The organism is Pseudomonas sp. NPDC090233 (assembly GCF_044772285.1).
GTDB lineage: Bacteria > Pseudomonadota > Gammaproteobacteria > Pseudomonadales > Pseudomonadaceae > Aquipseudomonas.
In genome coordinates this window covers 530,643-556,527 of the sequence record NZ_JBIVYQ010000006.1, presented here as the reverse complement: position 1 = coordinate 556,527, position 25,885 = coordinate 530,643, and the positions used below count along the sequence as shown (strand labels likewise).

At 62.7% G+C, this 25,885-nt stretch carries 26 protein-coding genes and 1 pseudogene; 19 read left to right on the top strand and 8 right to left on the bottom strand.

Features of this window, described 5'->3' with window-relative positions:
- Positions 1-157 precede the first annotated feature (157 nt).
- On the bottom strand, positions 158-1,651 hold the full coding sequence (locus ACIQUF_RS19740) for a CoA-acylating methylmalonate-semialdehyde dehydrogenase (protein WP_403134435.1): 1,494 nt from the start codon (positions 1,649-1,651) through the stop codon (positions 158-160).
- Between the two features lie 71 nt (positions 1,652-1,722).
- Complete coding sequence (locus ACIQUF_RS19735) at positions 1,723-3,069, bottom strand: aspartate aminotransferase family protein (protein ID WP_403134433.1); 1,347 nt, start codon at positions 3,067-3,069, stop codon at positions 1,723-1,725.
- Between the two features lie 118 nt (positions 3,070-3,187).
- On the opposite strand from ACIQUF_RS19735, the gene ACIQUF_RS19730 reads away from it, so the two are divergent.
- The 5 genes from ACIQUF_RS19730 (at position 3,188) to ACIQUF_RS19710 (ending at position 7,535) form a co-directional block, all read left to right on the top strand.
- On the top strand, positions 3,188-4,105 hold the full coding sequence (locus tag ACIQUF_RS19730; RefSeq protein ID WP_403134430.1) for a LysR family transcriptional regulator: 918 nt from the start codon (positions 3,188-3,190) through the stop codon (positions 4,103-4,105).
- Between the two features lie 90 nt (positions 4,106-4,195).
- Positions 4,196-4,858, top strand: coding sequence for a TetR/AcrR family transcriptional regulator (locus ACIQUF_RS19725; protein WP_403134428.1), 663 nt, complete (start codon positions 4,196-4,198; stop codon positions 4,856-4,858).
- Positions 4,859-4,867: 9 nt separating this feature from the next.
- On the top strand, positions 4,868-5,452 hold the full coding sequence (locus ACIQUF_RS19720) for an IMPACT family protein (protein ID WP_403134426.1): 585 nt from the start codon (positions 4,868-4,870) through the stop codon (positions 5,450-5,452).
- Between the two features lie 366 nt (positions 5,453-5,818).
- Positions 5,819-6,505, top strand: coding sequence for an SDR family oxidoreductase (locus ACIQUF_RS19715; RefSeq protein ID WP_403134424.1), 687 nt, complete (start codon positions 5,819-5,821; stop codon positions 6,503-6,505).
- An 82-nt stretch (positions 6,506-6,587) separates the two neighbouring features.
- Positions 6,588-7,535, top strand: a complete 948-nt coding sequence (locus tag ACIQUF_RS19710; RefSeq protein WP_403134422.1) for an adenosine deaminase — start codon at positions 6,588-6,590, stop codon at positions 7,533-7,535.
- 18 nt (positions 7,536-7,553) lie between these two features.
- Here ACIQUF_RS19710 and ACIQUF_RS19705 read toward each other — a convergent pair whose 3' ends face one another.
- Entirely contained in the window at positions 7,554-8,261 is a 708-nt protein-coding gene (locus tag ACIQUF_RS19705; RefSeq protein ID WP_403134419.1) for a transcriptional regulator, read from the bottom strand.
- Between the two features lie 486 nt (positions 8,262-8,747).
- Here ACIQUF_RS19705 and ACIQUF_RS19700 point away from each other — a divergent pair, with 486 nt between their 5' ends.
- The gene (locus ACIQUF_RS19700; RefSeq protein ID WP_403134416.1) at positions 8,748-8,945 is read left to right on the top strand and encodes a hypothetical protein; all 198 of its coding nucleotides are present in this window, start codon (positions 8,748-8,750) and stop codon (positions 8,943-8,945) included.
- On the opposite strand, the gene ACIQUF_RS19695 is transcribed toward ACIQUF_RS19700, so the two are convergent.
- Positions 8,896-10,077, bottom strand: a complete 1,182-nt coding sequence (locus ACIQUF_RS19695; RefSeq protein WP_403134414.1) for a multidrug effflux MFS transporter — start codon at positions 10,075-10,077, stop codon at positions 8,896-8,898. The genes ACIQUF_RS19700 and ACIQUF_RS19695 overlap by 50 nt on opposite strands.
- 105 nt (positions 10,078-10,182) lie before the next feature.
- A complete protein-coding gene (locus ACIQUF_RS19690) occupies positions 10,183-10,380 on the bottom strand; it encodes a heavy-metal-associated domain-containing protein (protein ID WP_403134411.1) in 198 nt (65 codons plus the stop codon).
- Positions 10,381-10,525: 145 nt separating this feature from the next.
- Between ACIQUF_RS19690 and ACIQUF_RS19685 the strand changes: the two genes are divergently transcribed.
- From ACIQUF_RS19685 to ACIQUF_RS19665, 5 genes and pseudogenes are all read left to right on the top strand, one after another.
- The gene (locus ACIQUF_RS19685) at positions 10,526-10,912 is read left to right on the top strand and encodes a hypothetical protein (RefSeq protein WP_403134409.1); all 387 of its coding nucleotides are present in this window, start codon (positions 10,526-10,528) and stop codon (positions 10,910-10,912) included.
- 53 nt (positions 10,913-10,965) lie between these two features.
- Positions 10,966-13,365, top strand: coding sequence for a heavy metal translocating P-type ATPase (locus tag ACIQUF_RS19680; protein WP_403134406.1), 2,400 nt, complete (start codon positions 10,966-10,968; stop codon positions 13,363-13,365).
- On the top strand, positions 13,362-13,766 hold the full coding sequence (gene cueR / locus ACIQUF_RS19675; RefSeq protein WP_403134403.1) for a Cu(I)-responsive transcriptional regulator: 405 nt from the start codon (positions 13,362-13,364) through the stop codon (positions 13,764-13,766). Before ACIQUF_RS19680 ends, cueR begins: the two co-directional genes overlap by 4 nt.
- 120 nt (positions 13,767-13,886) lie before the next feature.
- Positions 13,887-15,029: pseudogene (locus ACIQUF_RS19670) on the top strand (sensor histidine kinase); the annotation flags it as partial.
- 90 nt (positions 15,030-15,119) lie between these two features.
- Entirely contained in the window at positions 15,120-15,887 is a 768-nt protein-coding gene (locus ACIQUF_RS19665) for a methyl-accepting chemotaxis protein (protein ID WP_403134495.1), read from the top strand.
- Position 15,888: 1 nt separating this feature from the next.
- On the opposite strand, the gene ACIQUF_RS19660 is transcribed toward ACIQUF_RS19665, so the two are convergent.
- Both ACIQUF_RS19660 and ACIQUF_RS19655 read right to left on the bottom strand, forming a co-directional pair.
- Entirely contained in the window at positions 15,889-16,668 is a 780-nt protein-coding gene (locus tag ACIQUF_RS19660; RefSeq protein ID WP_403134400.1) for an AraC family transcriptional regulator, read from the bottom strand.
- A gap of 55 nt (positions 16,669-16,723) precedes the next feature.
- Positions 16,724-18,001 carry an acetyl-CoA C-acetyltransferase gene (locus ACIQUF_RS19655; RefSeq protein ID WP_403134397.1) on the bottom strand — a complete coding sequence of 426 codons (1,278 nt, stop codon included), beginning with the start codon at positions 17,999-18,001 and terminating at the stop codon, positions 16,724-16,726.
- A gap of 117 nt (positions 18,002-18,118) precedes the next feature.
- Between ACIQUF_RS19655 and ACIQUF_RS19650 the strand changes: the two genes are divergently transcribed.
- From ACIQUF_RS19650 to ACIQUF_RS19615, 8 genes are all read left to right on the top strand, one after another.
- Positions 18,119-19,471 carry a 3-oxoacyl-ACP reductase gene (locus ACIQUF_RS19650; RefSeq protein WP_403134394.1) on the top strand — a complete coding sequence of 451 codons (1,353 nt, stop codon included), beginning with the start codon at positions 18,119-18,121 and terminating at the stop codon, positions 19,469-19,471.
- A gap of 2 nt (positions 19,472-19,473) precedes the next feature.
- Complete coding sequence (locus ACIQUF_RS19645; protein WP_403134391.1) at positions 19,474-20,325, top strand: MaoC family dehydratase; 852 nt, start codon at positions 19,474-19,476, stop codon at positions 20,323-20,325.
- A gap of 114 nt (positions 20,326-20,439) precedes the next feature.
- Entirely contained in the window at positions 20,440-20,745 is a 306-nt protein-coding gene (locus ACIQUF_RS19640; RefSeq protein WP_403134388.1) for a MazG-like family protein, read from the top strand.
- Positions 20,742-21,491: a methyltransferase gene (locus ACIQUF_RS19635; RefSeq protein WP_400797050.1), complete on the top strand. Its 750-nt coding sequence runs from the start codon at positions 20,742-20,744 to the stop codon at positions 21,489-21,491. The genes ACIQUF_RS19640 and ACIQUF_RS19635 overlap by 4 nt, the downstream gene beginning before the upstream one ends.
- Before the next feature lie 21 nt (positions 21,492-21,512).
- Complete coding sequence (locus ACIQUF_RS19630) at positions 21,513-22,148, top strand: DUF4136 domain-containing protein (RefSeq protein ID WP_403134385.1); 636 nt, start codon at positions 21,513-21,515, stop codon at positions 22,146-22,148.
- 19 nt (positions 22,149-22,167) lie between these two features.
- On the top strand, positions 22,168-22,737 hold the full coding sequence (locus ACIQUF_RS19625) for a DUF4136 domain-containing protein (protein ID WP_403134383.1): 570 nt from the start codon (positions 22,168-22,170) through the stop codon (positions 22,735-22,737).
- A gap of 97 nt (positions 22,738-22,834) precedes the next feature.
- Positions 22,835-23,305 (top strand): A24 family peptidase, encoded by a 471-nt coding sequence (locus tag ACIQUF_RS19620; RefSeq protein ID WP_403134380.1) that lies wholly within the window; start codon positions 22,835-22,837, stop codon positions 23,303-23,305.
- Positions 23,306-23,418: 113 nt separating this feature from the next.
- Positions 23,419-24,201 carry a response regulator gene (locus ACIQUF_RS19615; RefSeq protein WP_403134378.1) on the top strand — a complete coding sequence of 261 codons (783 nt, stop codon included), beginning with the start codon at positions 23,419-23,421 and terminating at the stop codon, positions 24,199-24,201.
- A gap of 129 nt (positions 24,202-24,330) precedes the next feature.
- Here ACIQUF_RS19615 and ACIQUF_RS19610 read toward each other — a convergent pair whose 3' ends face one another.
- A complete protein-coding gene (locus tag ACIQUF_RS19610) occupies positions 24,331-25,851 on the bottom strand; it encodes a ShlB/FhaC/HecB family hemolysin secretion/activation protein (protein ID WP_403134375.1) in 1,521 nt (506 codons plus the stop codon).
- Positions 25,852-25,885: the final 34 nt, after the last annotated feature.

Here is a 25,885-nt window from a genome sequence, read left to right as displayed (position 1 = left end):
CATTGAATTTCAAGGAGTTTGTCGTTCCGATGTCGCTGGAAGTGGGGCGCATTATAAGGGGATTCGAAAGTGCGTCAAGGCTTAATTTCAAGAAAGCTTCATATTGCTGAAAAACAAAGCGGGGAGGCCTGCCGGCCTCCCCGCTTCATCTCATCCCTTAAAGACTAGGGAACGCGAACTGCGATGCCTCATGGCTGGCACGTTGCGGCCAGCGTTGGGTAATCGCTTTGCGACGCGTATAGAAGCGCACACCATCCGGACCATATGCATGCAGGTCACCAAACAGCGAGCGCTTCCAGCCACCAAAGCTGTGATAAGCCACCGGCACCGGCAACGGCACGTTGACGCCGACCATACCCACTTCGATTTCGTCACAGAACAGCCGCGCGGCCTCACCGTCACGGGTGAAGATGCAGGTGCCGTTGCCATACTCGTGATCATTGATCAGTTGCATGGCCTGCTCGAGGCTGTTCACACGCACCACGCACAGTACTGGGCCGAAGATCTCTTCTTTATATATACGCATTTCAGGGGTCACCTTGTCGAACAAGGTGCCACCGACGAAGTAACCATCTTCGTTACCTGCAACACGCAAGCCACGGCCATCCACCACCAGCCTGGCGCCGGCTGCGACACCATCATCGATGTAGCCGACCACTTTGTCTCGGGCAGCTGCCGTTACCAGCGGGCCCATGTCCAGGCCACAAGACGTGCCCGCACCGATTTTCAAGGCCTTGATCTGCGGCTCCAGCTTGGCAATCAGCGCATCGGCAACCTGGTCACCCACACACACCGCCACCGAAATCGCCATGCAGCGCTCGCCGCAAGAACCGTAGGCTGCGCCCATCAGCGCGCTGACTGCATTATCCAGGTCGGCATCAGGCATCAGCACCGCATGGTTCTTCGCGCCGCCCAGAGCCTGAACACGCTTGCCGCGCTTGGTACCTTCGGCATAGATGTACTCGGCGATCGGGGTCGAGCCGACGAAGCTCAGCGCCTTCACCTCTGGCGCTTCGATCAGCGCGTCCACGGCTTCCTTGTCGCCATGCACGACGTTGAGGATGCCCTTCGGCAGCCCGGCCTCCAGTAGCAGCTGGGCGATATACAGAGTTGAACTCGGGTCACGCTCGGACGGTTTCAGGATAAAGGCGTTACCACAGGCAATGGCCAGCGGGTACATCCACAGCGGGACCATGGCCGGGAAGTTGAACGGGGTGATACCGGCCACCACGCCCAGCGGCTGGAAGTCGGACCAGGCGTCGATGTTCGGGCCGACGTTACGGCTGTACTCGCCCTTCAGCACTTCAGGCGCCGCGCAGGCAAACTCGACGTTCTCGATGCCACGCTTCAGTTCGCCAGCGGCATCTTCCAGGGTCTTGCCATGCTCTTCGCTGATCATCTGCGAGATGCGGGCTTCGTTCTGCTCCAGTAGTTGCTTGAAGCGGAACATCACCTGGGCGCGCTTGGCCGGTGGGGTATTGCGCCAGGCCGGAAAGGCAGCCTTGGCCGAGTCGATCGCTTCCTGCACGGTCGCACGGCTGGCCAGCTCGACCTTGCGTACCGCCTGGCCCGTCGACGGGTTGAAGACATCGGCGGTGCGCTCACCCTTGGTAACCAGCTCGCCGTGAATCAGGTGCTGAACAATGCTCATGAAAACTCCAGATAAAGAAGGTTGATACCGGCGCGCAATCGGCTCACGCGCCTTACTCAAATTCGGAAAGATCAGTCGACCTTGTTCAGCGCTTCACCGACCGCGTCGAACAGGCGGTCCAGCTCTTGCGGCTGGGTATTGAAGGTTGGGCCGAATTGCAGGGTGTCGCCACCGAAGCGAACATAGAAGCCGGCTTGCCACAGTTTCATCGCAGCCTCGTAGGGGCGGACGATGGCATCACCATCGCGGCCAGCGATCTGGATCGCCCCCGCCAGACCGTAGTTGCGGATGTCGACGACGTTCTTGGTACCTTTTATCCCGTGCAGCAACTTCTCGAAGTGGGGTGCCAGTTCGGCAGCCGATTGCACCAGGTTTTCCTTCTGCAGCAGGTCGAGCGCGGCGATACCGGCGGCGCAGGCGACCGGGTGCGCCGAGTAGGTATAGCCGTGTGGGAATTCCACGGCATATTCCGGGGTCGGCTGGTTCATGAAGGTCTGGTAGATCTCGCTGCTGGCGATCACCGCGCCCATTGGGATGGCGCCGTTGGTGACCTGCTTGGCGATGCACATCAGGTCCGGGGTGACGCCAAAGGCTTCGGCCCCCGTCATGGCGCCCATGCGACCGAAACCGGTGATGACTTCGTCGAAGATCAGCAGGATGTTGTGCTGGGTGCAGATTTCACGCAGGCGTTTCAGATAACCCTTCGGCGGAGGCAGTACACCGGCAGAACCTGCAAGCGGCTCGACGATTACGGCCGCGATGTTCGAGGCATCGTGCAGTTCGATCAGCTTGAGCATCTCGTCAGCCAGAGCGATACCGCCCTCTTCCGGCAGGCCCTTGGAGAAGGCGTTCACCGGCAACACGGTGTGCGGCAGGTGGTCGACGTCGAGCAACTGGCCAAACATCTTGCGGTTGCCGTTGACGCCGCCCAGGCTGGTGCCGGCGATGTTCACACCGTGATAACCACGCGCGCGGCCGATAATCTTGGTCTTGGTGGCCTGCCCTTTAAGGCGCCAATAGGCACGTACCATTTTCAGCGCGGTGTCGGCACACTCGGAACCGGAGTTGGTATAGAAGACATGATTTAGATCGCCCGGCGTCAGCTCGGTGATCTTTTCGGCCAGCTGAAACGACAGCGGGTGGCCGAACTGGAATGCCGGGGAGTAGTCCAGGGTATTCAGCTGACGCGAGACTGCCTCGGCGATCTCCTTGCGGGTATGCCCGGCGCCGCAGGTCCACAGACCCGACAGGGCGTCGAAGATCTTGCGCCCTTTGTCGTCGACCAGGTAATTGCCCTCGGCTGCCACGATCAGCCGTGGGTCGCGATGGAAGTTGCGGTTGGCGGTGTAGGGCATCCAGTGCGCATCCAGCTTGAGCTGGCTGGCAATACTGGTGGTGGCGGTTTCGGGCATGTTCATCGGCGGTTCCTCGAAAGACGATTAGGCAACGATGGCTGTTGTTGCAGCTAAATTGGCATGCGGATAAAGTCTGGAAAAGCCTGCATTTCTAATCTTCAGGTAGCACAAGACTAAACTTATGAGCCGACGCCCCGACCCTCTGGCACAAGTCAGCGATTTCGACATCCGCCTGCTGAAAATCTACCGAAGCGTAGTTGAATGCGGTGGCTTCTCGGCCGCCGAGAATGTGCTGGGCATCGGCCGTTCAGCTATCAGCCAGCAAATGAATGACCTCGAGCAGCGCCTGGGCCTGCGCCTGTGCCAGCGCGGGCGCGCCGGTTTTTCGCTGACTGAAGAAGGCCGCGAGGTCTACCACTCGGCGCTGCAGTTGCTCAGTGCGCTGGAAACGTTTCGCACCGAGGTCAATGGCCTGCACCAGCATTTGCGCGGCGAGCTGAACATCGGCCTGACCGACAACCTGGTGACGCTGCCGCACATGCGCATCACTCATGCCCTGGCCGAGCTGAAGGACCGAGGCCCGGATGTGCGCATCCAGATCCGCATGATCGCGCCCAGCCAGGTCGAGCAAGGGGTGCTCGACGGCAGCCTGCATGTCGGCGTGGTGCCACAGACCAGTCCACTCTCTGGCCTGGAATACCAGCCGCTGTATAGCGAACGCTCGCTGCTCTACTGCGCGGTCGGCCACCCATTGTTCTACGCCGATGACCAGCAGATCATCGATGAACGCCTCAACGGCCAGGAAGCGATTGCGCCGACCTTCCGTTTGCCGGCCGATATCCAGGCCCATTATCAGGTGCTGAACTGCACCGCCAGCGCGTCCGACCGGGAAGGCATGGCGTTTCTGATCCTGACCGGCCGCTATATCGGCTACCTGCCTGACCACTACGCCAGCTTTTGGGTTCAGCAAGGCCGACTGCGCGCACTCAAACCTGACCAGCGCTTCTACGATCTGGGCCTGAGCTGGGTAACGCGCAAAGGCCGACGGCCAAACCTGGTACTGGAAAGCTTCCTCGAAAGCCTGGCTGCGACACGCTGATGCCTGCTTGTGACGCTAATGCTTGTTACTTGCGCGCAGGCAGGTAATCTTGTCCGACATCCGTTGCCACAGACCCGTACGGAATCGTCCATGACCCTAGAAGTCCCTGCGCATCGCCCTCCCGCCTCGGGCAAGCCCGCCGGCCGCATTCGTCAGAAGAACGAACAGGCCATCATCCAGGCCGCCGAAGACGAATTCGCCCGCCACGGCTTCAAGGGCACCAGCATGAATACCATCGCGCTGAAAGCCGGCTTGCCCAAGGCCAACCTGCATTATTACTTCACCAATAAGCTCGGCCTGTACATCGCCGTGCTGAGCAACATCATCGAACTGTGGGACAGCACCTTCAACGCCTTGAGCGTCGAGGACGACCCCGCTGCCGCGCTGAGCCAGTACATCCGCACCAAAATGGAATTTTCCCGGCGCAATCCGCAGGCCTCACGCATCTTCGCCATGGAGGTGATCAGCGGCGGCACCTGCCTGACCGAATACTTCAGCGCCGACTACCGCGAGTGGTTCCGAGGCCGGGCTGCGGTGTTCCAGGCCTGGATCGAAGCGGGCAAGATGGATCCGGTCGACCCGGTACACCTGATTTTCCTGCTGTGGGGCAGCACCCAGCACTACGCCGACTTCGCCACTCAGATCTGCCAGGTCACCGGCCGCAGCCGCCTGACCAAGCAGGACATGGAAGACGCGAGCAACAACCTTATCCACATCATCCTCAAGGGGTGCGGCATCAAGCCGAATGCCTGACTTCTATTTATGCCTTCTACCCTGCTCGACCTCTGCGAGTTTCGCGAGGAAATCCGCAAGAGCCGTTTCATTACGTTCGCCGGCCCTATCGCCAGCGCCGCCGAAGCGATGAGCTTCATCGAACGCCATAGCGACCTGGCGGCCACTCACAACTGCTGGGCCTGGAAACTGGGCGGACAATACCGCAGCAGCGATGACGGCGAGCCTGGCGGCACGGCCGGCAGGCCGATCCTGGCCGCCATAGAAGCCCAGGACTGCGACCAGGTGGTGGTGTTGGTGATTCGCTGGTACGGCGGCATTCAGCTGGGCACCGGCGGTTTGGCCCGGGCTTATGGCGGCGGTGCCAACAAGTGCCTGCAGCAGGCACCGAAAAGGCTGCTGGTGCAACGTAGCGAGTATTGCTGTAGCTGCAGTTTCAGCGAATTGGCGCTGGTGAAGTTGCGTTTGGCCGAAGTCGATGGCCTGGTGCTGGACGAACAGTTCACCGCCAATGGGGTAGACCTGCAGATTGCTGTTGGCCAGGCGCATATTGGTGTGCTCCAGCAGCAACTGGCAGACATCAGCCGTGGTCGGATTCTCCTGGAGGCCTGCTGAAGGTTGCTCACAACAACTGTGGGCCTGCCTGTGGATAAGCTTGGGGCACTCTGTTGCGGCCCTTGCTGATCAAGGCTTGTAGCGCTTTGAGCATATTTTGATCACTGTTTGATGACAGCCGTAAAGTACTGAGTCGTTGAGAGTTATCCCCAGTGTCTCAAGCAGAGGTCGTTGCCACTTAGGCCCACATTGCACACATTAACTGTGGACCATCCTGTGGATAACCCGTTAGCCAACCAGCGAAGCGCCCGTCTGCGCAAGGCCAAACGCAAGTGATCATTTTTTAGGCAGGCGCAATCTGGGCGTATATCCACAGCCTGCAGTATGCTGGCTTCCTTTTCTCAACACCGATAAAGGAATGTTCCAATGGCAACTTCAAGAACTGCCCTCATCATCGGCGCCTCCCGCGGGCTTGGTTTGGGTTTGGTACAACGTCTGCGGGAGGACGGCTGGAACATCACTGCCACGGTTCGTGACCCCAAGAACCCCGGCGACCTGAAAGATGTGCCTGGTGTCCACATTGAACAGCTGGAAATGAATGACACCGCGCAACTCGACGGACTGAAGCAGCGCTTGAATGGCCAGGTTTTCGACCTGGTGTTCGTCAATGCCGGGGTCATGGGCCCTCTTCCGCAAGACATTGAAACCGTGCAACCCACGGACATCGGCAGCCTGTTCATGACCAATGCCGTGGCGCCGATCCGTGTCGCCCGACGCCTGGCCGGCCAGATCCGCGAGGGCAGCGGGGTGCTGGCATTCATGAGCTCGATCCTGGGCAGCGTGACCATCCCCGACGGCGGCGAAATCTGCCTGTACAAAGCCAGCAAGGCCGCACTGAACTCGATGATCAACAGTTTCGTCGTCGACCTGCAGCGCCCCGACCTGTGCGTGCTGGCCATGCACCCCGGCTGGGTGAAAACCGACATGGGCGGTGAGAATGCTGAAATCGATGTCCACACCAGCACCCGCGGCATGCTCGACCAGATCAATGAACAGAGCGGCAACGGCGGCCTGCGCTTCATCAACTACAAGGGCGAGTCGCTCACCTGGTGAGCCGATTAGCGACCAGCCGGGCGCAATGCCCGGCCAGGCCCTGTAGAATGGCGGCAACCGTACCTGATTCGAGACATCCCCTATGTATGACTGGCTCAATGCCCTGCCCAAGGCCGAACTGCACCTGCACCTCGAAGGTTCACTGGAACCCGAGTTGTTGTTCGCCCTCGCCGAGCGCAACAAGATCGCCCTGCCCTGGAACGACGTCGAAGCCCTGCGCAGTGCCTATGCCTTCAACAACCTGCAAGAATTCCTCGACCTCTATTACCAAGGCGCGGACGTGCTGCGCACCGAGCAGGACTTCTACGACCTGACCTGGGCCTACCTGCAGCGCTGCAAGGCGCAGAACGTCATCCACACCGAACCCTTCTTCGACCCGCAAACTCACACCGACCGCGGCATCCCGTTCGAAGTCGTGCTCAACGGCATCGACAAGGCACTCAAAGATGGCCGTGAACAACTGGGTATCAGCAGCGGGCTGATCCTGAGCTTCCTGCGCCACCTGAGTGAAGACGAGGCCCAGAAGACCCTCGATCAGGCCCTGCCCTTCCGCGACGCGTTCATCGCTGTGGGCCTGGACAGCTCTGAAAAAGGCCACCCGCCGAGCAAGTTCCAGCGCGTCTTCGACCGCGCCCGCAGCGAAGGCTTCGTCGCAGTGGCCCATGCCGGCGAGGAGGGCCCGCCCGAGTACATCTGGGAAGCCCTGGACCTGCTCAAGATCAAGCGTATCGACCATGGCGTACGTGCCATTGAAGACGAACGCCTGATGCAGCGGATCATCGACGAGCAGATCCCGCTCACCGTGTGCCCCTTGTCCAACACCAAGCTCTGCGTGTTCGACCACATGAGCCAACACAACATCCTCGACATGCTCGAACGTGGCGTGAAGGTAACGGTGAACTCGGACGACCCGGCCTACTTCGGCGGCTACGTGACCGAGAACTTCCATGCCTTGCACACCCACCTGGGCATGACCGAAGACCAAGCTCGACGACTGGCTCAGAATAGCCTGGACGCCCGTTTGGTCTGACCCGATACGGCGTTGCAGTCACCCCATCTGCAACGCCGGTAAGCGGGCAATGCGGTTGATCTGCTGTACACCCAGTGCAGTGATCTGCAACGCACGTGTATCCTCGGCTTCACGAATCCAGCCTGACTGCAGGAAAAGCTTGAGCAAAGCCTCGCCCAGACTCCCCCCCAGGTGCGGCCCTTGATCACTCCACTCGTTGCAATGGCAGATCACGCAGCCGCGTTTCTGACGCGGTGCCAGAGCATCGATGTAGACACCAAAAGCCGCCAATTGCACGCGCCCTTCCTCGCTGACCATCAGCTGCTGCTCGTTACCCTCCAACCAGCCCGCAACCACCAGCCGGTGATACAACTCACCCGCCAGCTCCCCCCCCAGGTGATCGCCACAACGACGGGCCCGGCGCATCGACATCGGCAGTTGCAATGGCGTTGCTTGCCCGCCCTTGATGCGCCCAAGCTGCACGCTGGCCAGAGCTTCTACTGCCGCTCCTACCTGAGGTGTAGCCAGCCTGAAGTAGCGTTTGCGCCCACGCGCTTCCAGCCTGAGCAGGCCTGCCGAAGACAACAACGACAGGTGGGCGCAGGCTGAAGATGACGTCAACCCGGTCATCACCGCCAGCTCATCGGTCGGCCGCGGCATGCCATCAATCAACGCCCATAACATTGCGCTGCGCTTGGGGTCGGCCATCAGGCCGGCGATCTGACTGATACTGCTGACTGTATTCATGCCCCTTCAACTCCCTGCAAAACCCCATGTGATTTTCACTGGCCAACCTTGGCAACGCCGATTGCCACCCCAGCAGCTGCCGGCCTGACACTTGCGCCAGTATAAGCCGCAAGATCCATCTCTCCGGCAGCCAAGCCCGTAGGCGGATGCCCTGAAACAGGCATGGGTAGGGCGACCCTCGCACTATTTGCATAGGCAGGCAGAATGTGCGGTGAAGGGCAAAAAGGCCGTAAGCAACTGGGAAGCGGCGACGCAATAGGAATCGTACCCCCGGGACATCTGAGATTCTGCCCACAGGGGAAGCCTAAAAATCACGCAAAAGAAAACGAAGCTTCCGCACCTGCTCAAATTTTGCATCTGGGTGTTTCAGATACGCTTGCAAACGGCATCCCGACCGCCAGTCAGGACACTCATTCAAGCCGTGGCGTCGGGTGACCGCAGCGCTACACTTGATCCGCTATCCCCACCGTTCGGAGGTATGCCGCGATGAAGATTGTCGTCAGTGCGTCGAACCGCAACCCCAACTGCCCCTGGCAGGTGAGGCTTGACCAGCATGTGGTCAGTTTCCGCAGCGAGGCCGAAGCACGCGCCTTCGTCGCCACGCTGGAAACGCGCCTGCAGGCACCCCACTCGCTTATGCCGAACGCCTGGCCTGCAAACGCCGGGTCAGCAGCGCGACACTGACCACCAGTGCCCCGCACAAGCTGATAACCAAAGTCATTGGCACAGCACTGCCGTCATGCAGCACGCCCACCAACGCCGCCGCGCCTGCGGCGACGCTGAACTGCAGGCAGCCCATCAAGGCCGAGGCGCTGCCGGCCCGTGCGCCCTGCCCGCTCATGGCACACGCCGAAGCATTGGGAATGATGCAGCCCAGGCTGGCAATGCAGACGAACAGCGGTACCAGCAATGGCCACAGTTGCGCCGGGCGCATTGCGGCCACACCGAGCAATACCAGCCCCGCCGCAAGGTACAGCCAGACTGCACGCACCAGCAGGAACGCCGGGCCCCGCTTGGCCAGCAGGCGTGCATTGAGTTGCGCAACGAGAATGAACCCCGCTGCGTTAGTGCCGAACAGCCAGCCGTAATGCTCAGCGGGTACTCCGTAAAGCTTGATAAATACGAAAGGAGACCCGGCGATGTAGGCAAACATCCCGGCAATGGCAATTCCCCCCGTCAGTGCATGCCCCACGAACACGCGGTCAGCGAAAAGCCGCAAGTATTGACGTAAAGCGCCCGAGAGCGGCTGGCGCGGCATATACGCGGGCAAGCTCTCAGGTAATCCCAGCCCGACCGCAACCAGACAGGCAGCACTGAACAGGCTCAAGGCCAGGAAGATCGACTGCCACCCGGCCAGGTTCACCAGTACCCCACCGAGCATCGGCGCGAGAATCGGCGCCAGCCCCATCACCAGCATCAATTGCGAGAACACCTTGGCCGAGGCCACCGGGTCGCATTTGTCGCTGACGATCGCCCGCGACAACACCATGCCGGCGCACCCGCCCAGCGCCTGAACGAAGCGCGCCAGGATCAGTGTGTCGAGGTTGGGCGCGTAGGCGCAGGCCAATGAGGCCAAGGTAAACAGGCCGACGCCAAACAGCAGCGGAATGCGCCGGCCAAAGCGGTCGGCCACCGGCCCGTAAGCCAGTTGCCCGAGCGACAGGCCGAGGAAATAGGCAGCCAGTGTGGTCTGGACATGTTTTTCATCGGTGGCGAACGCCTGCGCCATTGCCGGGAAGGCGGGCAGGTAGAAGTCGATCGCCAAGGGCCCGAACGCACTGAGTGCACCCAGGATCAGCACCATTCTCAGGTTCATCAGGAATCCATAGCAGGCTAAGCAAGCGCACAAGTCTACCTGCAGTGGACGCCATCAGTATGAAAACATTTGCAACAATACAGGGCCGCCAAGCGGCCCCTGGCCTCACGCCACTTCGGCCTGATAGCCCTCGTCACGTATCGCCGCCAGCAGTTGCTCGGCAGCCAGCGTGCTTTGCACACGCACCTGCTTGCCCGCCAGGTCGACTTCGACTTGAGCCGTTGCGTCCTGCTCCTGCACCGCGCGGGTCACCGCTTTCACGCAATGGCCACAGGTCATGCCTTGTACATTGAACACTTGCATCGGTAGCACCTCCTTCAGGGTTTTGCGCAGTTTCAAGCTTGCCATCGGGGCAAGGTCAAGTTCTGACTGCAACGGCCGGGCTGGAAATCCATGCAAACCTCGGCCAAGCTGCGCCTTTGACGATTTGGCAAGCAGGAGATACTTCATGTTCAGGGCAGCAGTGAGCGTAGTCGGGCTATTGGCCGCACTGGCCGTTGTGCCACCGGCCAGCGCCGAGGGCAACTCGGACTACAGCGTGCTGATCATTTCGCGGGAGCGCCTGGAAGTAGCCACCAGTTGTGAAATCGGCGTGTACCTCAACGATCAGCTTTCCGGGCGCGTGTTCCAGGAGCAGTCGACTTCGTTCAACCTGCCGCCCGGCCCGGTCGATGTACGTTTGCGTCTGCTGCCAGGGCAGATGCCCGGTTGCGCCCCCGGCATCGAGGACCAGCGCAGCACCCGGCTGACCCTGCGGGCGGGCCAGATCAGCAAATACCGCATTGCCATGGGCCACAATGGGCTGGAGCTCAAACGCGCCAATCTGGGGTATTGACCTTCCCCACATGGCAAGGTTGATGCTGAAGGCCTGTCCAAGGAGGAGAGCCCATGCCTGCATCCACCACTTTCGACCTGCCGATCTCCGGCATGACCTGCGCCAGCTGTGCCGGCCGCGTCGAGCGCGCCCTGCGCAAGGTCAGCGGCGCTGACCACGTCAGCGTCAATCTCGCCACCGAACAGGCCCGGGTCCAGGCCCCGGCCGGCAGCCTGCCCGCCCTGGTCGACGCCGTGCGTGACGCGGGCTACGGCGTGCCGACCCGCACCGTGGAGTTGCAGATCGGCGGCATGACCTGCGCCAGCTGCGTCGGCCGTGTCGAACGCGCCCTCGGCAAACTGCCAGGCGTCGAACAAGTCAGCGTCAACCTGGCCAGCGAACGCGCCCATCTGGAGGTATTGAAAGCGCTGGATGACAGCACGCTGATCGACGCTGTCGAGAAAGCCGGCTACAGCGCCAGCCTGCCGCAGTTGGCCAACGACGACCAACAAGAGGCTCAGCGCCGCCTGCATAAAGAGCGCCTGGCGGTCGCTGCCGCCTTGATACTGGCCCTGCCACTGGTACTGCCGATGGTCGTACAGCCGTTCGGCCTGCACTGGATGTTGCCGGCCTGGGCACAATTCCTGTTGGCCACACCGGTGCAGTTCATTCTTGGCGCACGCTTTTATGTGGCGGCCTACAAGGCCGTGCGCGCCGGTGCCGGCAACATGGACCTGCTGGTGGCACTGGGCACCAGCGCGGGTTACGGCCTGAGCCTGTACCAGTGGGGCCAGGCCCCGGCCGGCACAACCCCGCACCTGTACTTCGAAGCATCGGCGGTGGTCATCGCCCTGGTGCTGCTGGGCAAATACCTGGAAAGCCGCGCCAAACGCCAGACCGCCAGTGCCATCCGCGCGCTCGAAGCGCTGCGCCCCGAACGCGCAGTCCGGCTGGTCGATGGCCGTGAGGAAGATGTCGCAATTGCCCAACTGCGGCTTGGTGACCTGGTGCTGGTCAAACCCGGTGAGCGCTTCCCGGTCGATGGCGAAGTGGAAGAAGGCAGCAGCCACGCCGACGAAGCCCTGATCAGCGGCGAGAGCCTGCCGGTACCCAAGCAGCCCGGCGACAGCGTGACGGGTGGCGCCATCAACGGCGAAGGCCGCCTGCTGATACGCACCCAGGCTTTGGGCACCGAGACTGTGCTGGCCCGGATCATCCGCCTGGTCGAGGACGCCCAGGCGGCCAAGGCGCCGATCCAGAAACTGGTGGACCGGGTCAGCCAGGTATTCGTCCCGGCCGTGCTGGTCATCGCCTTGATCACCCTCGTCGGCTGGTGGCTGGCCGGCGCGCCGCTGGAGACCGCGCTGATCAACGCCGTTGCCGTATTGGTAATTGCCTGCCCTTGTGCCCTGGGCCTTGCCACGCCAGCAGCGATCATGGCCGGAACCGGAGTCGCGGCACGTCACGGCATCCTGATCAAGGACGCAGAAGCATTGGAGCGCGCCCATGCGGTGAACCGTGTGGTGTTCGACAAGACCGGCACGCTCACCTCCGGCAGGCCGCGTGTGGTGCATAGCCAGGCCGTGACGGGTGATACCGGCGAGCTGCATCGCCTCGCCGGGGCCTTGCAACGCGGCAGCGAACATCCATTGGCCAAGGCCGTACTGGAGGCCTGCAGCGAGCAAGGCCTGATTGTTCCCGATGTGGCCAACAGCCAGTCGCTGACTGGGCGGGGTATCGCAGGCCTTGTGGAAGGCCGCGACCTGGCGCTGGGCAACCGCCGCCTGCTCGACGAAAGCGGCTTGCAGCCCGGAGACTTGGCCAGCAAAGCCGATGCCTGGGAGGCCGAAGGTCGTACCCTGTCATGGCTCATCAAGCGTGGCGCGCAGCCCCGAGTCATCGGTCTGTTCGCCTTCGGTGACAGCCTCAAGCCCGGTGCCGGACAGGCGATCACTGCCCTGCACCAGCAACGCATCAGCAGCCACCTGCTGACCGGTGACAACCGTGGCAGCGCCAAGGTGGTGGCCGAGGCCCTCGGCATCGACGACGTACACGCCGAAGTGCTGCCCGCCGACAAGGCCGCCACCGTGGCCGAGCTGAAAAAGGACGGCGTGGTGGCGATGGTCGGCGACGGCATCAACGATGCCCCGGCCCTGGCCGCCGCCGACATCGGCATCGCCATGGGCGGCGGCACCGATGTGGCCATGCAGGCCGCCGGCATCACCTTGATGCGCGGCGACCCGCGCCTGGTACCGGCCGCCCTGGAAATCAGCCGCAAGACCTATGCGAAAATTCGCCAGAACCTGTTCTGGGCCTTTATCTTCAACCTCGTCGGCATCCCTCTGGCCGCGCTGGGCTATCTCAACCCGGTCCTCGCCGGCGCCGCCATGGCGCTGTCCAGCGTCAGCGTGGTGAGCAATGCCCTGTGGCTGAAAACCTGGAAACCCACCAGCACCTCGCAGGAGGCCCCATGAACATCGGCCAGGCCGCCCGCCGCAGCGGGCTCAGCACCAAGATGATCCGCTATTACGAGTCCATCGGCCTGCTCAAGCCAGCCACCCGCAGCGACAGCGGCTACCGCCTGTACCAGCCGGAAGACCTGCACAGCCTGGCCTTCATCAAGCGCTCACGCGATTTGGGGTTTTCGCTGGAGGAAGTGGGCAAGCTGCTGACCCTCTGGCAGGACCGGCAACGCGCCAGTGCCGACGTCAAGGCGCTGGCCTTGCAGCACATCGATGAGCTGAACCGGCGCATCGAGGAACTGGTAAGCCTGCGTGACACGCTGAGCGAACTGGTTGCCCACTGCAAGGGCAACGACCGGCCTGACTGCCCGATTCTCAAAGACCTGGCGAACGGCGGCGAGTGCTGCCACTGACGAAGTCGAACACGCCGCCAGCCTTTTGGTATGCCGTATTAGCCTAAACCCGACCGAATAGTCACCAAATGCGACTTCGCTCAATGATTACGGGCATTTGCGCTCAAAAAAATCCGGACGATGCCGATGCAGATGTACCTGCCTCGCGTATCGAAAAAAATAATTCCGGGAGCGTCGATGAACATCAAACAGAAACTGACCTGGGCCTTCGCGGTGATTGCCGCGTTGCCCATCGTCCTCGTGGCCACGCTGGTGGTCATCAACTTGCGGGGTGAAGCCCGCGAAGGCTTTCTCGACAGCAGCAGCCGGGAAATCCGCCAGGTCAGCAACGCGATGGATATCTTCTTCCAGGGCATCGACCAGAACGTCGCCTACCTGGCTTCGCAGCCGATGGTCGCCGCCACGGGCAGCAACCTGAACAAGTTCATGAGCGCCAACCCTTCCTACGAGCTGGGCGAGCAGGACAAGCAACTGCTGGAATTCTTCACCCGCCTGGCAGAATCCCACCCTGGTTATGCCTACGTTTCCTACGGAGTCAGTGACGGTGGCTACGTCGGCTGGCCCGCCGGCCAGAAGTTCACCAATTACGACCCGCGCCCGCGCCCCTGGTATCAGCTGGCCATGGCCAACCCCGGCAAGACGCTGCGCACCGGCGCCTACTACTGGGCCGCCGACGACGCCGTGTTGGTCAGCACGGTGCGCGCCGTGGCCAACCAATTGGGTAACCCAGGTGGTGTGGTGAACATCGACGTCTCCCTCAAGGGCCTGACCGAAATCGTCAAGCAGATCAAACTGGGCGAAAGCGGCTACCTGATGCTCATGGAAAACAACGGCAACGTGATGGTCGACCCACGCGATGCCAGCCATAACTTCAAGCAGCTGGCCAGCTTCGGTGACGGCTACGCAGAGCTGGCCAAGGCCGGCAAAGGTTTGGTCGAAGTCGAGCTCGGCGGCGTGCGCTACATGGCCAACATCTATCCCGACGAGAAGCTCGGTTGGACCTTCATCGGCCTGATCCAGCAAAGCGAAGTGATGCAGACCACCACCCGTCTGACCTGGCTGGTGGGCAGCATCGCGCTGATTCTCGCCGCCTTGTTCGCCGTGGTTGGCGCCGCTTTCGCCAAGCTCATCGTGCGCCCGATCAACAGTGTCTCCAGCGGCCTGGAAGACATCGCCCAGGGCGAAGGCGACCTGACCCGCAACCTCGACGTGCGTGGCCGCGACGAAACCGCGCAACTGGCCAGCTGGTTCAACCAGTTCCTCGGCGCCATCCGCAGCCTGATCCAGCACATCGGCGCGGCTGCCGGCAACATCCTCGCCACCTCCACCCGCTCGACCCAGGTTTCCGGCGATATGGCCGAGGCCGCCGGGCGCCAGCGTGAGGCCGTGGACATGGTCTCTACCGCCTTCCACGAAATGGTCGCCACCGCCAACGAGGTCGCCCGCTCCTGCAGCCAGGCCGCGCAGTCGGCCGACAGCGGCCAGCAGCAGGCCCGTGAAGGCCAGCAGCAGATCGATGCGGCGGTGAACAGCGTCGACCGGCTGAGCCAGGAAATCGAACAGTCGGCGCAGTCGATCCAACAACTGGAGCGCGACAGCAACGCCATCCAGTCGATCCTCGGCACCATTCGGTCAATTGCCGAACAAACCAATTTGCTGGCGCTGAACGCGGCGATCGAGGCGGCCCGCGCAGGCGAACAGGGTCGTGGCTTTGCCGTGGTTGCCGACGAGGTGCGGGCCTTGGCCAAGCGTACCGCCGATTCCACCGCCGAGATCGATGGCTTGCTCGGCAATCTTGCCAACCGCACTGCCGAAGTGGCCGAGCAGATGCATGCCAGCCTTGAAGTGTCGCAGCAGTCGGTCAGCCGCATTGGCCTGGCCCGCGACAGCTTTGGCCAGATCCGCGAGTCGGTGGACATCATCCGCGACATGAACACGCAGATCGCCACGGCGGCGGAAGAACAGCACCAGGTGGCCGAGGACATCAATCGCCATATCAGCCAGATTCATGGCGATGCGCAGCTGGTGGCCGATCTGGCCCAGGCGGCGCGACAGGATTCGCAGAGCCTGGCCGGGTTGTCCAACGAGCTGGATGCGCTGGTGCGGCGCTTCCGGACCTGATCTACAGCTTCAGTTCACCTGGAGTTGAGCCAAACAACTGCTTGAAGGCGGCGATGTAAGCTGAGGTCGAATCATAACCACAGCCCAACGCCGCCTCTGTCACACTTTCCCCGGCCTCAAGCAATGCCAGCGACGACAGCAGCCGCATGCGCTGGCGCCAGTTTCGGAAGCTCAGCCCGGTTTCACGCTGGAACAGGCGCATCAGGGTCTTCTCCGAACAGCCTAGTTCCAGTGACCACTGCTGCAGCGTCTGCTGCTGATCCGGCGCGGCAATCAGGCCGTTGCACAGTGCCAGCAACCCTGGGTGGCGTGGCAGCGGCAGAGAAAACCCAACCTCGGGCAAGGTGCGCAACTGATCGAGCAGCACCCCAACCAAGCGGGCTTCGTTGCTGTCGCCTTCCGGGTAATGCACCGGGAACAGGCAGAACGCCTTGATCAGCTCGCGCGCCAGCGGCGTCACCTCAAGCACACGGCAATGCGCCGAAGCCCATGGGCAGGCATCGCGGCGCACGTACAGGCTGCGCATCTCGGCTTGCCCGGAGGTGACCACTTCGTGCTCGGCATCCGCTGGAATCCACACCCCCCACTGCGGCGGCGCGAAATAACTGCCGTCACGGGTATACACACCCAATACGCCACTGATGGCATACGAGAATTGCACCCAGTCATGGTGGTGGCGGGTAGTCCAGGAGCCCGCGCCCAGGCTTTCGGCGCGGGCATACAGCGGCCTGGGCAGATGGTCCAGAGCGGGGATGGCGCGGGGATGTCCGACAGTCGACATAGTGGTTTCTTGTAGTTTTCAGCAGGCAAGGTTACCACCGCACTGCCCGGGAGACTTACCGCTCGACGATAACCGTCACGCCTTGCCCACCCGCCGCGCAAATCGAAATCAGCCCTCGCCCCTTCCCCGCCGTGGCCAACAGCTTGGCCAGGTTGGCCAGAATCCGCCCCCCGGTCGCCGCAAACGGGTGCCCGGCCGCCAACGAACTGCCCTTGACGTTGAGCTTGCTACGGTCGATGGCACCCAGCGGTGCCTCCAGCCCCAGCCGCTCACGGCAGAAGTCGGCATCTTCCCAGGCTTTGAGCGTGCACAGCACTTGGGCGGCGAAGGCCTCGTGGATTTCGTAGTAGTCGAAGTCCTGCAGGTTCAGGCCATTGCGGGCCAGCAGCCGCGGCACCGCGTAGACCGGCGCCATCAGCAGGCCGTCCTGGCCTCTGACAAAGTCCACTGCGGCAGTTTCGCCATCGACCAGGTAGGCCAGCACCGGCAATCCCTGGGCCTCGGCCCACGCCTCGCTGCCCAGCAACACCAATGACGCACCATCGGTCAGCGGTGTGGAGTTACCTGGCGTCAGCGTGCCCTGAACACTGTGGTCGAAAGACGGCTTGAGCTTGCTCAATTGCTCCAGGGTCAGGTCCGGCCGCAGGTTGTTGTCGCGGGTCAGGCCGAAAAACGGCGTCAGCAGGTCGTCCTGCCAGCCTTCGGCATAGGAAGCCGTCAGGTGCTGATGGCTGAGCAATGCCAGTTCGTCCTGCTCGGCGCGGCCGATCTGCCAGGTTTGCGCCATGCGCTCGCAATGCTCGCCCATCGACAGACCGGTGCGTGGCTCGCCATTGCGTGGCAACTCAGGCTTCAGATGCCCAGGACGCATCTGCACAAAGGGCTTGAGCCGCTCGCCCAGCGTCTTGCCTCGGTTGGCCTGCAACAGAATTCGCCGCAGGCCTTCATTGACCGCGATCGGCGCATCGGATGTGGTGTCGACGCCGCCGGCAATGCCGCTGTCGATTTGCCCCAGGGCAATCTTGTTGGCCACCAACAGCGCCGCTTCCAGGCCCGTACCGCAGGCTTGCTGGATGTCGTAGGCCGGCGTTTGCGGCGACAGGCGCGAACCGAGCACGCATTCGCGGGTGAGGCTCATGTCGCGCGAGTGCTTGAGCACGGCGCCCGCCACCACTTCGCCCAGGCGCAGCCCGTGCAGGCGATAACGCTCGATCAGGCCCTCCAGGGTGACCGTGAGCATCGCCTGGTTGCTGGCAGTGGCGTAGGCGCCGTTGGAGCGGGCGAAGGGGATTCGGTTGCCGCCCAGAATCGCGACCCGGCGAAGTGAACGCATGCGTGGCTTCCTCCTGAAACAATTAGATCCGAACAGACTAGGTGTTTTTACCGCATTCGAACGACCCTGCCACAAAGTTGGTCCACACTGCATGCTTGCCTTCAGGGAGACCCGCACATGAGTGATCGCTACCTCGGCTTTGCCAACTCCAACCTCGGCCGCCGCCTCGTCGATGCCCTCGGGCTGCCACGCCCGGCCCCGCTGGAGCGCTGGCAGGCCGGCCGTCTGCGTCCGGTGGAAGGCGCGCTGGTCATGGGCGGCGGTCCGCTGGCCCACACAGTCGAAGCCATCGCTCCACGCCTGACCGACGAACTCTACAGCTTCAATGGTGAAGGCCTGCAGGCGCCCGCCTGGGTCGCAGGTCTAGGCCCCAGGCTCAAGGCCGTGGTGTTCGATGCCAGTCACCTGTCCGACAGCGACCAGCTGAAGCAGTTGCGCGAATTCTTCCAGCCGTTGCTGCGCAGCCTGGCGCCGTGCGCGCATATCGTGATTCTCGGCCGTGCGCCGGATGCCATCGACGACCCACTGGCCAGCGTCGCCCAACGCGCGCTGGAGGGCTTCAGCCGTTCACTGGCCAAAGAGCTGCGCAACGGCGCGACGGCCCAGCTGCTGTATGTCGACGAGGGTGCCGATGATCAGCTGGAGGGCGCCTTGCGCTTCTTCCTGTCGCCCAAGAGTGCGTTCATTTCTGGTCAGGTCCTGCGCCTGCAAGCCTGCGCCAGTCAAGTCGGGGACTGGACCCGCCCACTCGCCGGCCGACGCGCGCTGGTGACCGGGGCCGCGCGCGGCATTGGCGCCGCCATCGCCGAAACCCTGGCCCGCGATGGCGCCGAGGTGATGCTGCTGGACGTGCCTCAAGCACAACAAGACCTCGACGCCCTCGCCGCGCGCCTGGGCGGCAAGGCGCTGGCCCTGGACATCTGCGCCAGCGACGCCGCCGCGCAATTGCTTCAGGCGCTGCCCGACGGGATCGACATTGTCGTACACAATGCCGGTATAACCCGCGATAAAACCCTCGCCAACATGACCCCGGACTACTGGGACGCCGTGATGGCGGTCAACCTCAAAGCCCCGCAGGTGCTCACCCAGGCGTTATTCGACGCGGGCGCGCTGGGCGAAAACGCACGCATCACCCTGCTGGCCTCGGTCAGCGGCATCGCCGGCAACCGCGGCCAGGCCAACTATGCCGCGAGCAAGGCCGGGTTGATCGGTTTCGCCCAAGCCTGGGCGCCGAAGCTCGCCGAGCGCGGAGGCAGCATCAATGCCGTAGCCCCCGGCTTCATCGAAACCCATATGACCGCCGCCATGCCCATGGGCCTGCGCGAAGCCGGGCGGCGTTTGAGTTCGCTGGGCCAGGGCGGGCGCCCGCAGGATGTTGCCGAGGCCATCGCCTGGCTCAGCCAGCCGGGCTCCGGTGCGGTCAACGGCCAGGTGCTGCGCGTCTGTGGCCAGGCACTGATGGGGGCATGAACATGAATCGGCACTGGCACGACCTGCACAGCCCCGACTCACGCGCCAGCCTCTACCTGCGCGCGGCCGGCAAGCGCAAGATCAGCGGCGACACACTGCCCGCAGACGGCCTGCGCTGTTTCATTCGCGTACAGCCCGACAACCTCGCCGCGTACCGGCGGCTTTGCCACTTCACCGAAGATGGCCGCCTGCCGGGCACCTATCCGCACGTGATGGCCTTCACCTTGCAGTTGCAACTGCTGACGGCCCATGACTTCCCGTTCCCGCTGCTCGGCCTGGTGCACCTGCACAACCGCATCGAAGTGCTGCGCCCCTTGGGTGGCATTGATGGGCTGCGCTTCGCCGTGCATGCCGACAACCTGCAGCCGCATCCCAAGGGCGGCACCTTTGACCTGGTTACCGAAGCCGAGGATGGGCTTGGTCTGCTGTGGCGCGAGACCAGCCGCATGCTGGTGCGTGGCTTGAAGCTTGAAGGCCAGTCCGAACAAAGCGAAGAACGTGAGCCCCAGACTCTCCCCGAGGCGACTCGCTGGTACGCCGACGGTGACATTGGCCGGCGCTACGCCAAGGTCTGTGGCGATTACAACCCGATTCACCTGAGCGCCGCCAGTGCCCGGCTGTTCGGCTTTCCCAAGGCGATTGCCCACGGCATGTGGAGCAAGGCCATGGCCTTGGCCGCACTGCGCGGGCACCTGCCGAACAGTGGTTATGCCTTCGAAGTGGATTTCCGCAAGCCGGTGCGATTGCCTTCAGAGGTGATACTAAGCGCCAGCGAAGTGGGGCCTGCAGGTGATCTGCGCTTGGATGGCCATGGCGAACTGTTGCACATGGTCGGGAGATGGGCTGAGCTTTAGGCCGTCTTCGCGGGGCGATCCGGCTTGCCCCGCGAATGGGTTGCGCAGCGGCCCAATTACACTTGCTTTGCAACAGGCCTCCATCGAAGCTATGCAGCATTAGGAGAGCCCCCGATGAACCTGCAAGAACTCACTCAACGTCTGCACCAGATCCGTGACAACAACGCCTGGCGCGGTTTCCACAGCCCGAAGAACCTGGCCATGGCCGCCAGCGTGGAAATGGCCGAGCTGGTGGAAATCTTCCAGTGGCTGAGCGAGGACGAATCGCGCCAGTTACCAGAAGACAAACTCGCCCACGCCGGCCAGGAGGTAGGCGACGTCGTCCTCTATCTGCTGCTGTTGTGCAGCGAACTGGGTCTGGACATGGAGCAAGTGGTACGGGCCAAGCTGGCCGACACTGAAAGGCGCTTCGCAAAATGAATGACCGTCACTTCGATGAGCTGGCCACCCGCTTCGCCGAGAAGATCTACGGCGGCGCCAAGGGCGCCATCCGCCTGGCTGTGCTCCAGGCCGACCTCGCCGACGCCCTGCCCGACCGACCGCTGCGCGTGCTCGACATCGGCGCCGGGCTCGGCCACATGGCGCTATGGCTGGCCCAGCGCGGTCACCATGTAACCTTGGCCGAACCGGCCGCCCCGATGCTCGAAGGTGCCCGTGCGCGCTTTGCCGAAGCCGGCCAGCCGGCCACGTTCATCCAGGCGCCCTGGCAGGACCTGCTTGGACAGCTCACCGAGCCTTACGACCTGGTGCTGTGCCACGCCGTGCTCGAATGGCTGGCCGAACCTGAGAGCATCCTGCCGGTGCTGCATCAGCTGACCGCACCCGGCGGCTGGCTGTCGCTGGCGTTCTACAACCGCGATGCGCTGGTGTATCGCAACCTGCTCAAGGGCCATTTCCGCAAGTTGCGCAGCAACCGCCTGGAAGGTGAAAAGCAGAGCCTTACCCCGCAGAAACCACTTGATCCACGTGAGCTCAAGGCGCAACTTGAGCCTATCTGGCAAGTCGAAAGCGAAAGTGGCGTGAGGGTGTTCCACGACTACATGCCCAAGGACTTCCAGGCCAAGGCCGAGTTGCTCGATCTGCTGGAAATGGAACTGGCCCACCGCCGTCACCCAAGCTTCGCCGGGCTTGGCCGCTACCTGCACTGGATGTGCCGCCCCCGCTGACCCGCCCGCCGGGAGGAATTCATGCCGTATCGCCTGTTGTGCCTGGCCTTGTTGCCGCTCACCCTGTGCGCCTGCCAGGGCAGCAACCCCTATGTTGCCAGCAGCCGACCGTTGCCGCCTGCCCCGCCACAGGCGGCCTCAACCTTTGACGCCAGTGCCTATCCGGCAGCGCCACGCGACTATGGGCGCTACCGCAGCTGGAGCTGGCGAGGCGGCCAACTGCCCAGCGGCACGGCCGATGCCGACCCGGCGCAGCTGGCCGACGCCGTCAGCGGCGCACTCGACCAGCATGGCCTGCGCCCGGCCCGGGGCAATAGCGCCGACCTGCTGGTCAGCGCCGACATGCGCCTGGAACGTCGCTTACGCCAGGTGCGCGACTATGACTACTACGATCCTTACTACGGCCCGTACCCCTACGGCGGCGTCGGTGTCGGCGGCTACCGTAATGGATACGGCGCCTATGGCAGTGTGCCGATCGTGCGTACTTACGAAGTTGAAGTGATGGTGGTGCGTATCGACCTGTTCGATGCCCGCAACGGCCAGCCGGTGTGGAGCGCGAGCGCTGAAAGCGGCAGCGACAAGAGCTCGCCGCGCGATCGCGAAAGCGCCTTGCGCGAAGCGGTACACAAGGCGCTCAGCGGCTATCCTCCCAGTTAACCACTCACGGAGAACCATCATGTTGCGTCGCCTCGTTCTACTGTCATTCGCGTTGCTGCTGGCGGCCTGCTCCAGCAACAACGTCCAGCAGGATTTCGACGCCAGTCGCGATTTCGCCGCCTATCGCAGCTGGGCGTGGCAAGAGCCGGGCTTGCAATACCGTCCGGATGATCCGCGCATCAAGAGTGACCTCACCGAGCAGCGCATCCGCGCCGCCGTCGCCGACCAGCTCGACCAGCGCGGCCTGCGCCCGGCCCAGGGCAACGCCCGGGCTGACCTCAAGGTGCGCGCCTACCTGATCGTCGAACAGCGCCAGCAGCAGATCACCACCAATTACGGCGGTGGCTGGGGTGGCTATTGGGGCGGCTACTGGGGCGGGCCGATGTACAACGAGACCCGCAGCGTCGACTACAAGGTGGCGACCATCCAGGTCGACATGTTCGACGGCCGCGACGGCAAACTGGTGTGGCGCGGCAGTGCCGAACAGATCATGAACAACTACCCGCCAAGCCCCGAAGAGCGCAACAGCGCGATTCAGAAGACCGTGAGCCAGGTGCTGGGCAACTATCCGCCAGGCAGGGCCAAATAATCGTCACGTAGCCCGTTCGTCAGATCGCGTCTACCCTGAAGGAGAAACCTGACTGAACGGGTAGACGTGTTTAACGAATAGGGATGACGACCAGCCAATGCAAAGCATTGTTCTCCTGATGTGGCTTGCCTTGTGCGCTGAACAAGATATCCGCCAACGCCAGATCGCCGACCTGCTGACCCTGGGCGCCGCCTCAGGCGCGTTGGTCTGGTTGTTCGTGACTGGTCACAGCTGGATCGGCGCCGACGCCAGCGATGCTGGCTGGGCACTGGCCATCGTCATGCTGCTGACCCTGCCCGGCTACATGCTCGGCCGCTTTGGCGCCGACGACGTCAAGCTGATGGGCGCTTTAGCCTTGGCGACCAGCCCGCAATACGTGCTCGGCACCTTCATTGGCGCTGGCGTCAGCGTGCTGCTGTGGTTACTGACGCGCCGGCGGCTTTGGACCTTGGCCAACCCCAAAGTGAAGAAGCGCCTGCAGGCGCTGACCGAAGAAATGGGCGACAAACAAGCCTTCGTCCCTTATGTATTGGCCGGTTTCCTGCTGACTGCAGTATGGATCCAATGATTAATTCGGTTGTCCGATAACTTGTACACGCGTTGTACAGGCTGGCCAGCAGCGTCTATGGTTAAGCTGCCAGAGCGTCTGGCCCGGGAGCAGGGCCGCTTACGAACAGGGAGTTGATCGTGAACAAGTCAAACGCAGAGGTCAAGGTACTGGTGGTCGATGACCAGCCCCTGATCGTCGAACAGTTGTGCGAGTATCTCGAAAGCCAGGGCCACCCGTGCGTGCGCGCCCACTCCACCGATGAAGCCATTGAACGTTATCTGGCCGATGAGGCCATTGGCCTGGTGCTGTGCGACCTGCACATGCCCGAGCGCGATGGCATCGAACTGGTCCGCGCGTTGAAGGACGTTGCCGGGCGCCAGCGCATGTTCGAAGCCATCATGCTCACTGGCCGTGCGGAGAAGCAGGATGTGATCCGCGCCCTGCGCGAGGGCTTTGCCGACTACTACCAGAAACCCATGGACCTCGACGAGCTACTCGAAGGCGTGCGCCGTCAAGAGCAGGTGTTGCTGGAGCGCAAGGCCAACTTCCAGGACCTGGGCAACCTCAACCAGCGCCTGCAGGATTTGGCGGGGTGCATTGACGAGCTGTATCAGGACCTGGAGAAAGCCCGCGGCCAAGGCGTTCACCGCCGCGCCAGCGATGCCGAAGAAAGCGAAAGTGACCTGCCCGCCGCGTTCGAGAAACTGTCCCCGCGCCAGCTGGAAGTGGCCCGGCTGGTGAGCAAGGGCAAGACCAACTACCAGATTGCCTGTGAGCTGGGGATTACCGAGAACACGGTCAAGCTCTATGTCTCGCAGGTGCTGCGCCTGACCCACATGCACAATCGCACGCAGCTCGCGCTGGCGCTGACGCCAAGCTCATCGCCCGTGCATCAGCGGTTTACTACCCACTGAAATCATTTCACGCCAAGCCCTGTAGGAGCGGCTTCAGCCGCGAAGCAAACGACGCGGTGGATGGCACCGGCTTTGCCGGTGTTCGCGGCTGAAGCCGCTCCTACAGGGACCGTGCAAGTATCCATCCAATCATTCCAGTTGATAGCTGAAGCTCAACATCACCCGCGGCCCACGGTTCAGGCTATCCAGCGCAACATCCGCCAGCGGCTTGGCCACCTCCAGCGCCACATACCCCAAGCGCACCCCCAGCGCCACCGAACTCAGGTGCGCATCCTCGAACGGCCCGCCGTTGTACCAAGCCTCAGCGGCATCGACCACTGCATAAGGCTGCACCCGCTTCGGCCAGCCGCTCCGATGGATGCTGTAGTTCAGTTCGTAAGCCACCCCCCAGCCCTTGTCGCCAGCCGCTTGGTCACGGGGGTAACCTCGACCGAACTGCTGCCCGCCAAACACCGCCCGCTCACTGTCAGGGAGCCTGTCGTCACTCCAGTACAGCGCCCCAGACGCTACACCCTGCCAATGGTCGAACAGCTGATCGCTCTGCACGCCAGACACCCGAAAGCGCAAGAAGTCCATGTCGTAGTCGGCATCGCTGCGCGCCCCCAGATAGTCCAGGCCCTGGTAGACCCCGGCACTGACGATGCGCTGGCGACGAGCAGCAGCCTGGCGCCAATCACCCTCGAACGACAAAGCGCGAACATAGGAATCGTTGTCACGCAGAGCTCCAGACCGATACTGGATATGCTCAGTGATCGAATAAACCCGCCCAGACAGGTTGATCCACTCATCAGGCGCCACCCTCAGTGCTTGACCGAGGCCGAGCGAAAAGCGCTCGCCTCTACGGCGCTCGGTCAAATCGGTACCGTCTTCCAACCGAATGCGGGTGCCCGACTCGCTGCGAAAACGCGCCGCCGATAACAACAGTTGGCTACCCTGCGCGTCCAGGAACTGGCTGTAATCCAGGCGCTGAAATTGCGTGTGATCATCACCGAGCGGTTGCAAGAAACTCGCAGTCAACTGTTCGGCAAAGCGCGTCTGGGCATTGCTGGAAAGCGTGAGCAGCGCCTCTGGATCGCCCCTGCTACCGTCATTCAACGCCAAAGCCGCATCGAACGCTTTGCGTTGCACATGGAGCCTGAGGCGGTTCGATTCATCCCGCCCCTGCGCCGCTGCCAACTCAGCCTGCACGGTGAGCCCGGGAAGCCGCTGTACCAAGCCTATGGCACGCTCCAGCGATTCACGGGTCAACGGCCGCTCAGCTTGCAAATGCTCCATCACCTGCGCAATGAACCTCGCTGCCGGGCCAATATCACCCAGCAACTCGTAGCCCCGGACGTACCCTTCCACCAGCACCACCTGCACCCTGCCATCGGCAAGGTCCTGTGGCGGCAGGTAGGCATACGACAGGGGGTAGCCGTCACGCTGGTAACGCTGGGTAAGGCGCTCGGTAAACTGCTGCAACTCATTGATCGTGATCGTGTGGCCAATCAGCGGTTGGTAATGCTCGCGCAGCTCACTCAGCGGATAGACTGTGCCACCCTCGAAGCGCACTTTGTGCAGGACCAGGCGGGTGTCGCCCGGCAGCGGCTCGCCAAGGGCCATGCTGACCCAGGCCAGCAACAACAGCAGGGGCACGACCAGAGAACGCATAGGACGCTCCACAATCCCTTGGGCGCCGGGGCGT

Excerpts from the sequence above, each read along its gene's own strand:
- ACIQUF_RS19740 (WP_403134435.1), bottom strand. The coding sequence starts at position 1,651 with ATGAGCATTGTTCAGCACCTGATTCACGGCGAGCTGGTTACCAAGGGT.
- ACIQUF_RS19735 (WP_403134433.1), bottom strand. The coding sequence starts at position 3,069 with ATGAACATGCCCGAAACCGCCACCACCAGTATTGCCAGCCAGCTCAAG.
- ACIQUF_RS19730 (WP_403134430.1), top strand. The coding sequence starts at position 3,188 with ATGAGCCGACGCCCCGACCCTCTGGCACAAGTCAGCGATTTCGACATC.
- ACIQUF_RS19725 (WP_403134428.1), top strand. The coding sequence starts at position 4,196 with ATGACCCTAGAAGTCCCTGCGCATCGCCCTCCCGCCTCGGGCAAGCCC.
- ACIQUF_RS19720 (WP_403134426.1), top strand. The coding sequence starts at position 4,868 with ATGCCTTCTACCCTGCTCGACCTCTGCGAGTTTCGCGAGGAAATCCGC.
- ACIQUF_RS19715 (WP_403134424.1), top strand. The coding sequence starts at position 5,819 with ATGGCAACTTCAAGAACTGCCCTCATCATCGGCGCCTCCCGCGGGCTT.
- ACIQUF_RS19710 (WP_403134422.1), top strand. The coding sequence starts at position 6,588 with ATGTATGACTGGCTCAATGCCCTGCCCAAGGCCGAACTGCACCTGCAC.
- ACIQUF_RS19705 (WP_403134419.1), bottom strand. The coding sequence starts at position 8,261 with ATGAATACAGTCAGCAGTATCAGTCAGATCGCCGGCCTGATGGCCGAC.
- ACIQUF_RS19700 (WP_403134416.1), top strand. The coding sequence starts at position 8,748 with ATGAAGATTGTCGTCAGTGCGTCGAACCGCAACCCCAACTGCCCCTGG.
- ACIQUF_RS19695 (WP_403134414.1), bottom strand. The coding sequence starts at position 10,077 with ATGAACCTGAGAATGGTGCTGATCCTGGGTGCACTCAGTGCGTTCGGG.
- ACIQUF_RS19690 (WP_403134411.1), bottom strand. The coding sequence starts at position 10,380 with ATGCAAGTGTTCAATGTACAAGGCATGACCTGTGGCCATTGCGTGAAA.
- ACIQUF_RS19685 (WP_403134409.1), top strand. The coding sequence starts at position 10,526 with ATGTTCAGGGCAGCAGTGAGCGTAGTCGGGCTATTGGCCGCACTGGCC.
- ACIQUF_RS19680 (WP_403134406.1), top strand. The coding sequence starts at position 10,966 with ATGCCTGCATCCACCACTTTCGACCTGCCGATCTCCGGCATGACCTGC.
- cueR (WP_403134403.1), top strand. The coding sequence starts at position 13,362 with ATGAACATCGGCCAGGCCGCCCGCCGCAGCGGGCTCAGCACCAAGATG.
- ACIQUF_RS19665 (WP_403134495.1), top strand. The coding sequence starts at position 15,120 with ATGGCCGAGGCCGCCGGGCGCCAGCGTGAGGCCGTGGACATGGTCTCT.
- ACIQUF_RS19660 (WP_403134400.1), bottom strand. The coding sequence starts at position 16,668 with ATGTCGACTGTCGGACATCCCCGCGCCATCCCCGCTCTGGACCATCTG.
- ACIQUF_RS19655 (WP_403134397.1), bottom strand. The coding sequence starts at position 18,001 with ATGCGTTCACTTCGCCGGGTCGCGATTCTGGGCGGCAACCGAATCCCC.
- ACIQUF_RS19650 (WP_403134394.1), top strand. The coding sequence starts at position 18,119 with ATGAGTGATCGCTACCTCGGCTTTGCCAACTCCAACCTCGGCCGCCGC.
- ACIQUF_RS19645 (WP_403134391.1), top strand. The coding sequence starts at position 19,474 with ATGAATCGGCACTGGCACGACCTGCACAGCCCCGACTCACGCGCCAGC.
- ACIQUF_RS19640 (WP_403134388.1), top strand. The coding sequence starts at position 20,440 with ATGAACCTGCAAGAACTCACTCAACGTCTGCACCAGATCCGTGACAAC.
- ACIQUF_RS19635 (WP_400797050.1), top strand. The coding sequence starts at position 20,742 with ATGAATGACCGTCACTTCGATGAGCTGGCCACCCGCTTCGCCGAGAAG.
- ACIQUF_RS19630 (WP_403134385.1), top strand. The coding sequence starts at position 21,513 with ATGCCGTATCGCCTGTTGTGCCTGGCCTTGTTGCCGCTCACCCTGTGC.
- ACIQUF_RS19625 (WP_403134383.1), top strand. The coding sequence starts at position 22,168 with ATGTTGCGTCGCCTCGTTCTACTGTCATTCGCGTTGCTGCTGGCGGCC.
- ACIQUF_RS19620 (WP_403134380.1), top strand. The coding sequence starts at position 22,835 with ATGCAAAGCATTGTTCTCCTGATGTGGCTTGCCTTGTGCGCTGAACAA.
- ACIQUF_RS19610 (WP_403134375.1), bottom strand. The coding sequence starts at position 25,851 with ATGCGTTCTCTGGTCGTGCCCCTGCTGTTGTTGCTGGCCTGGGTCAGC.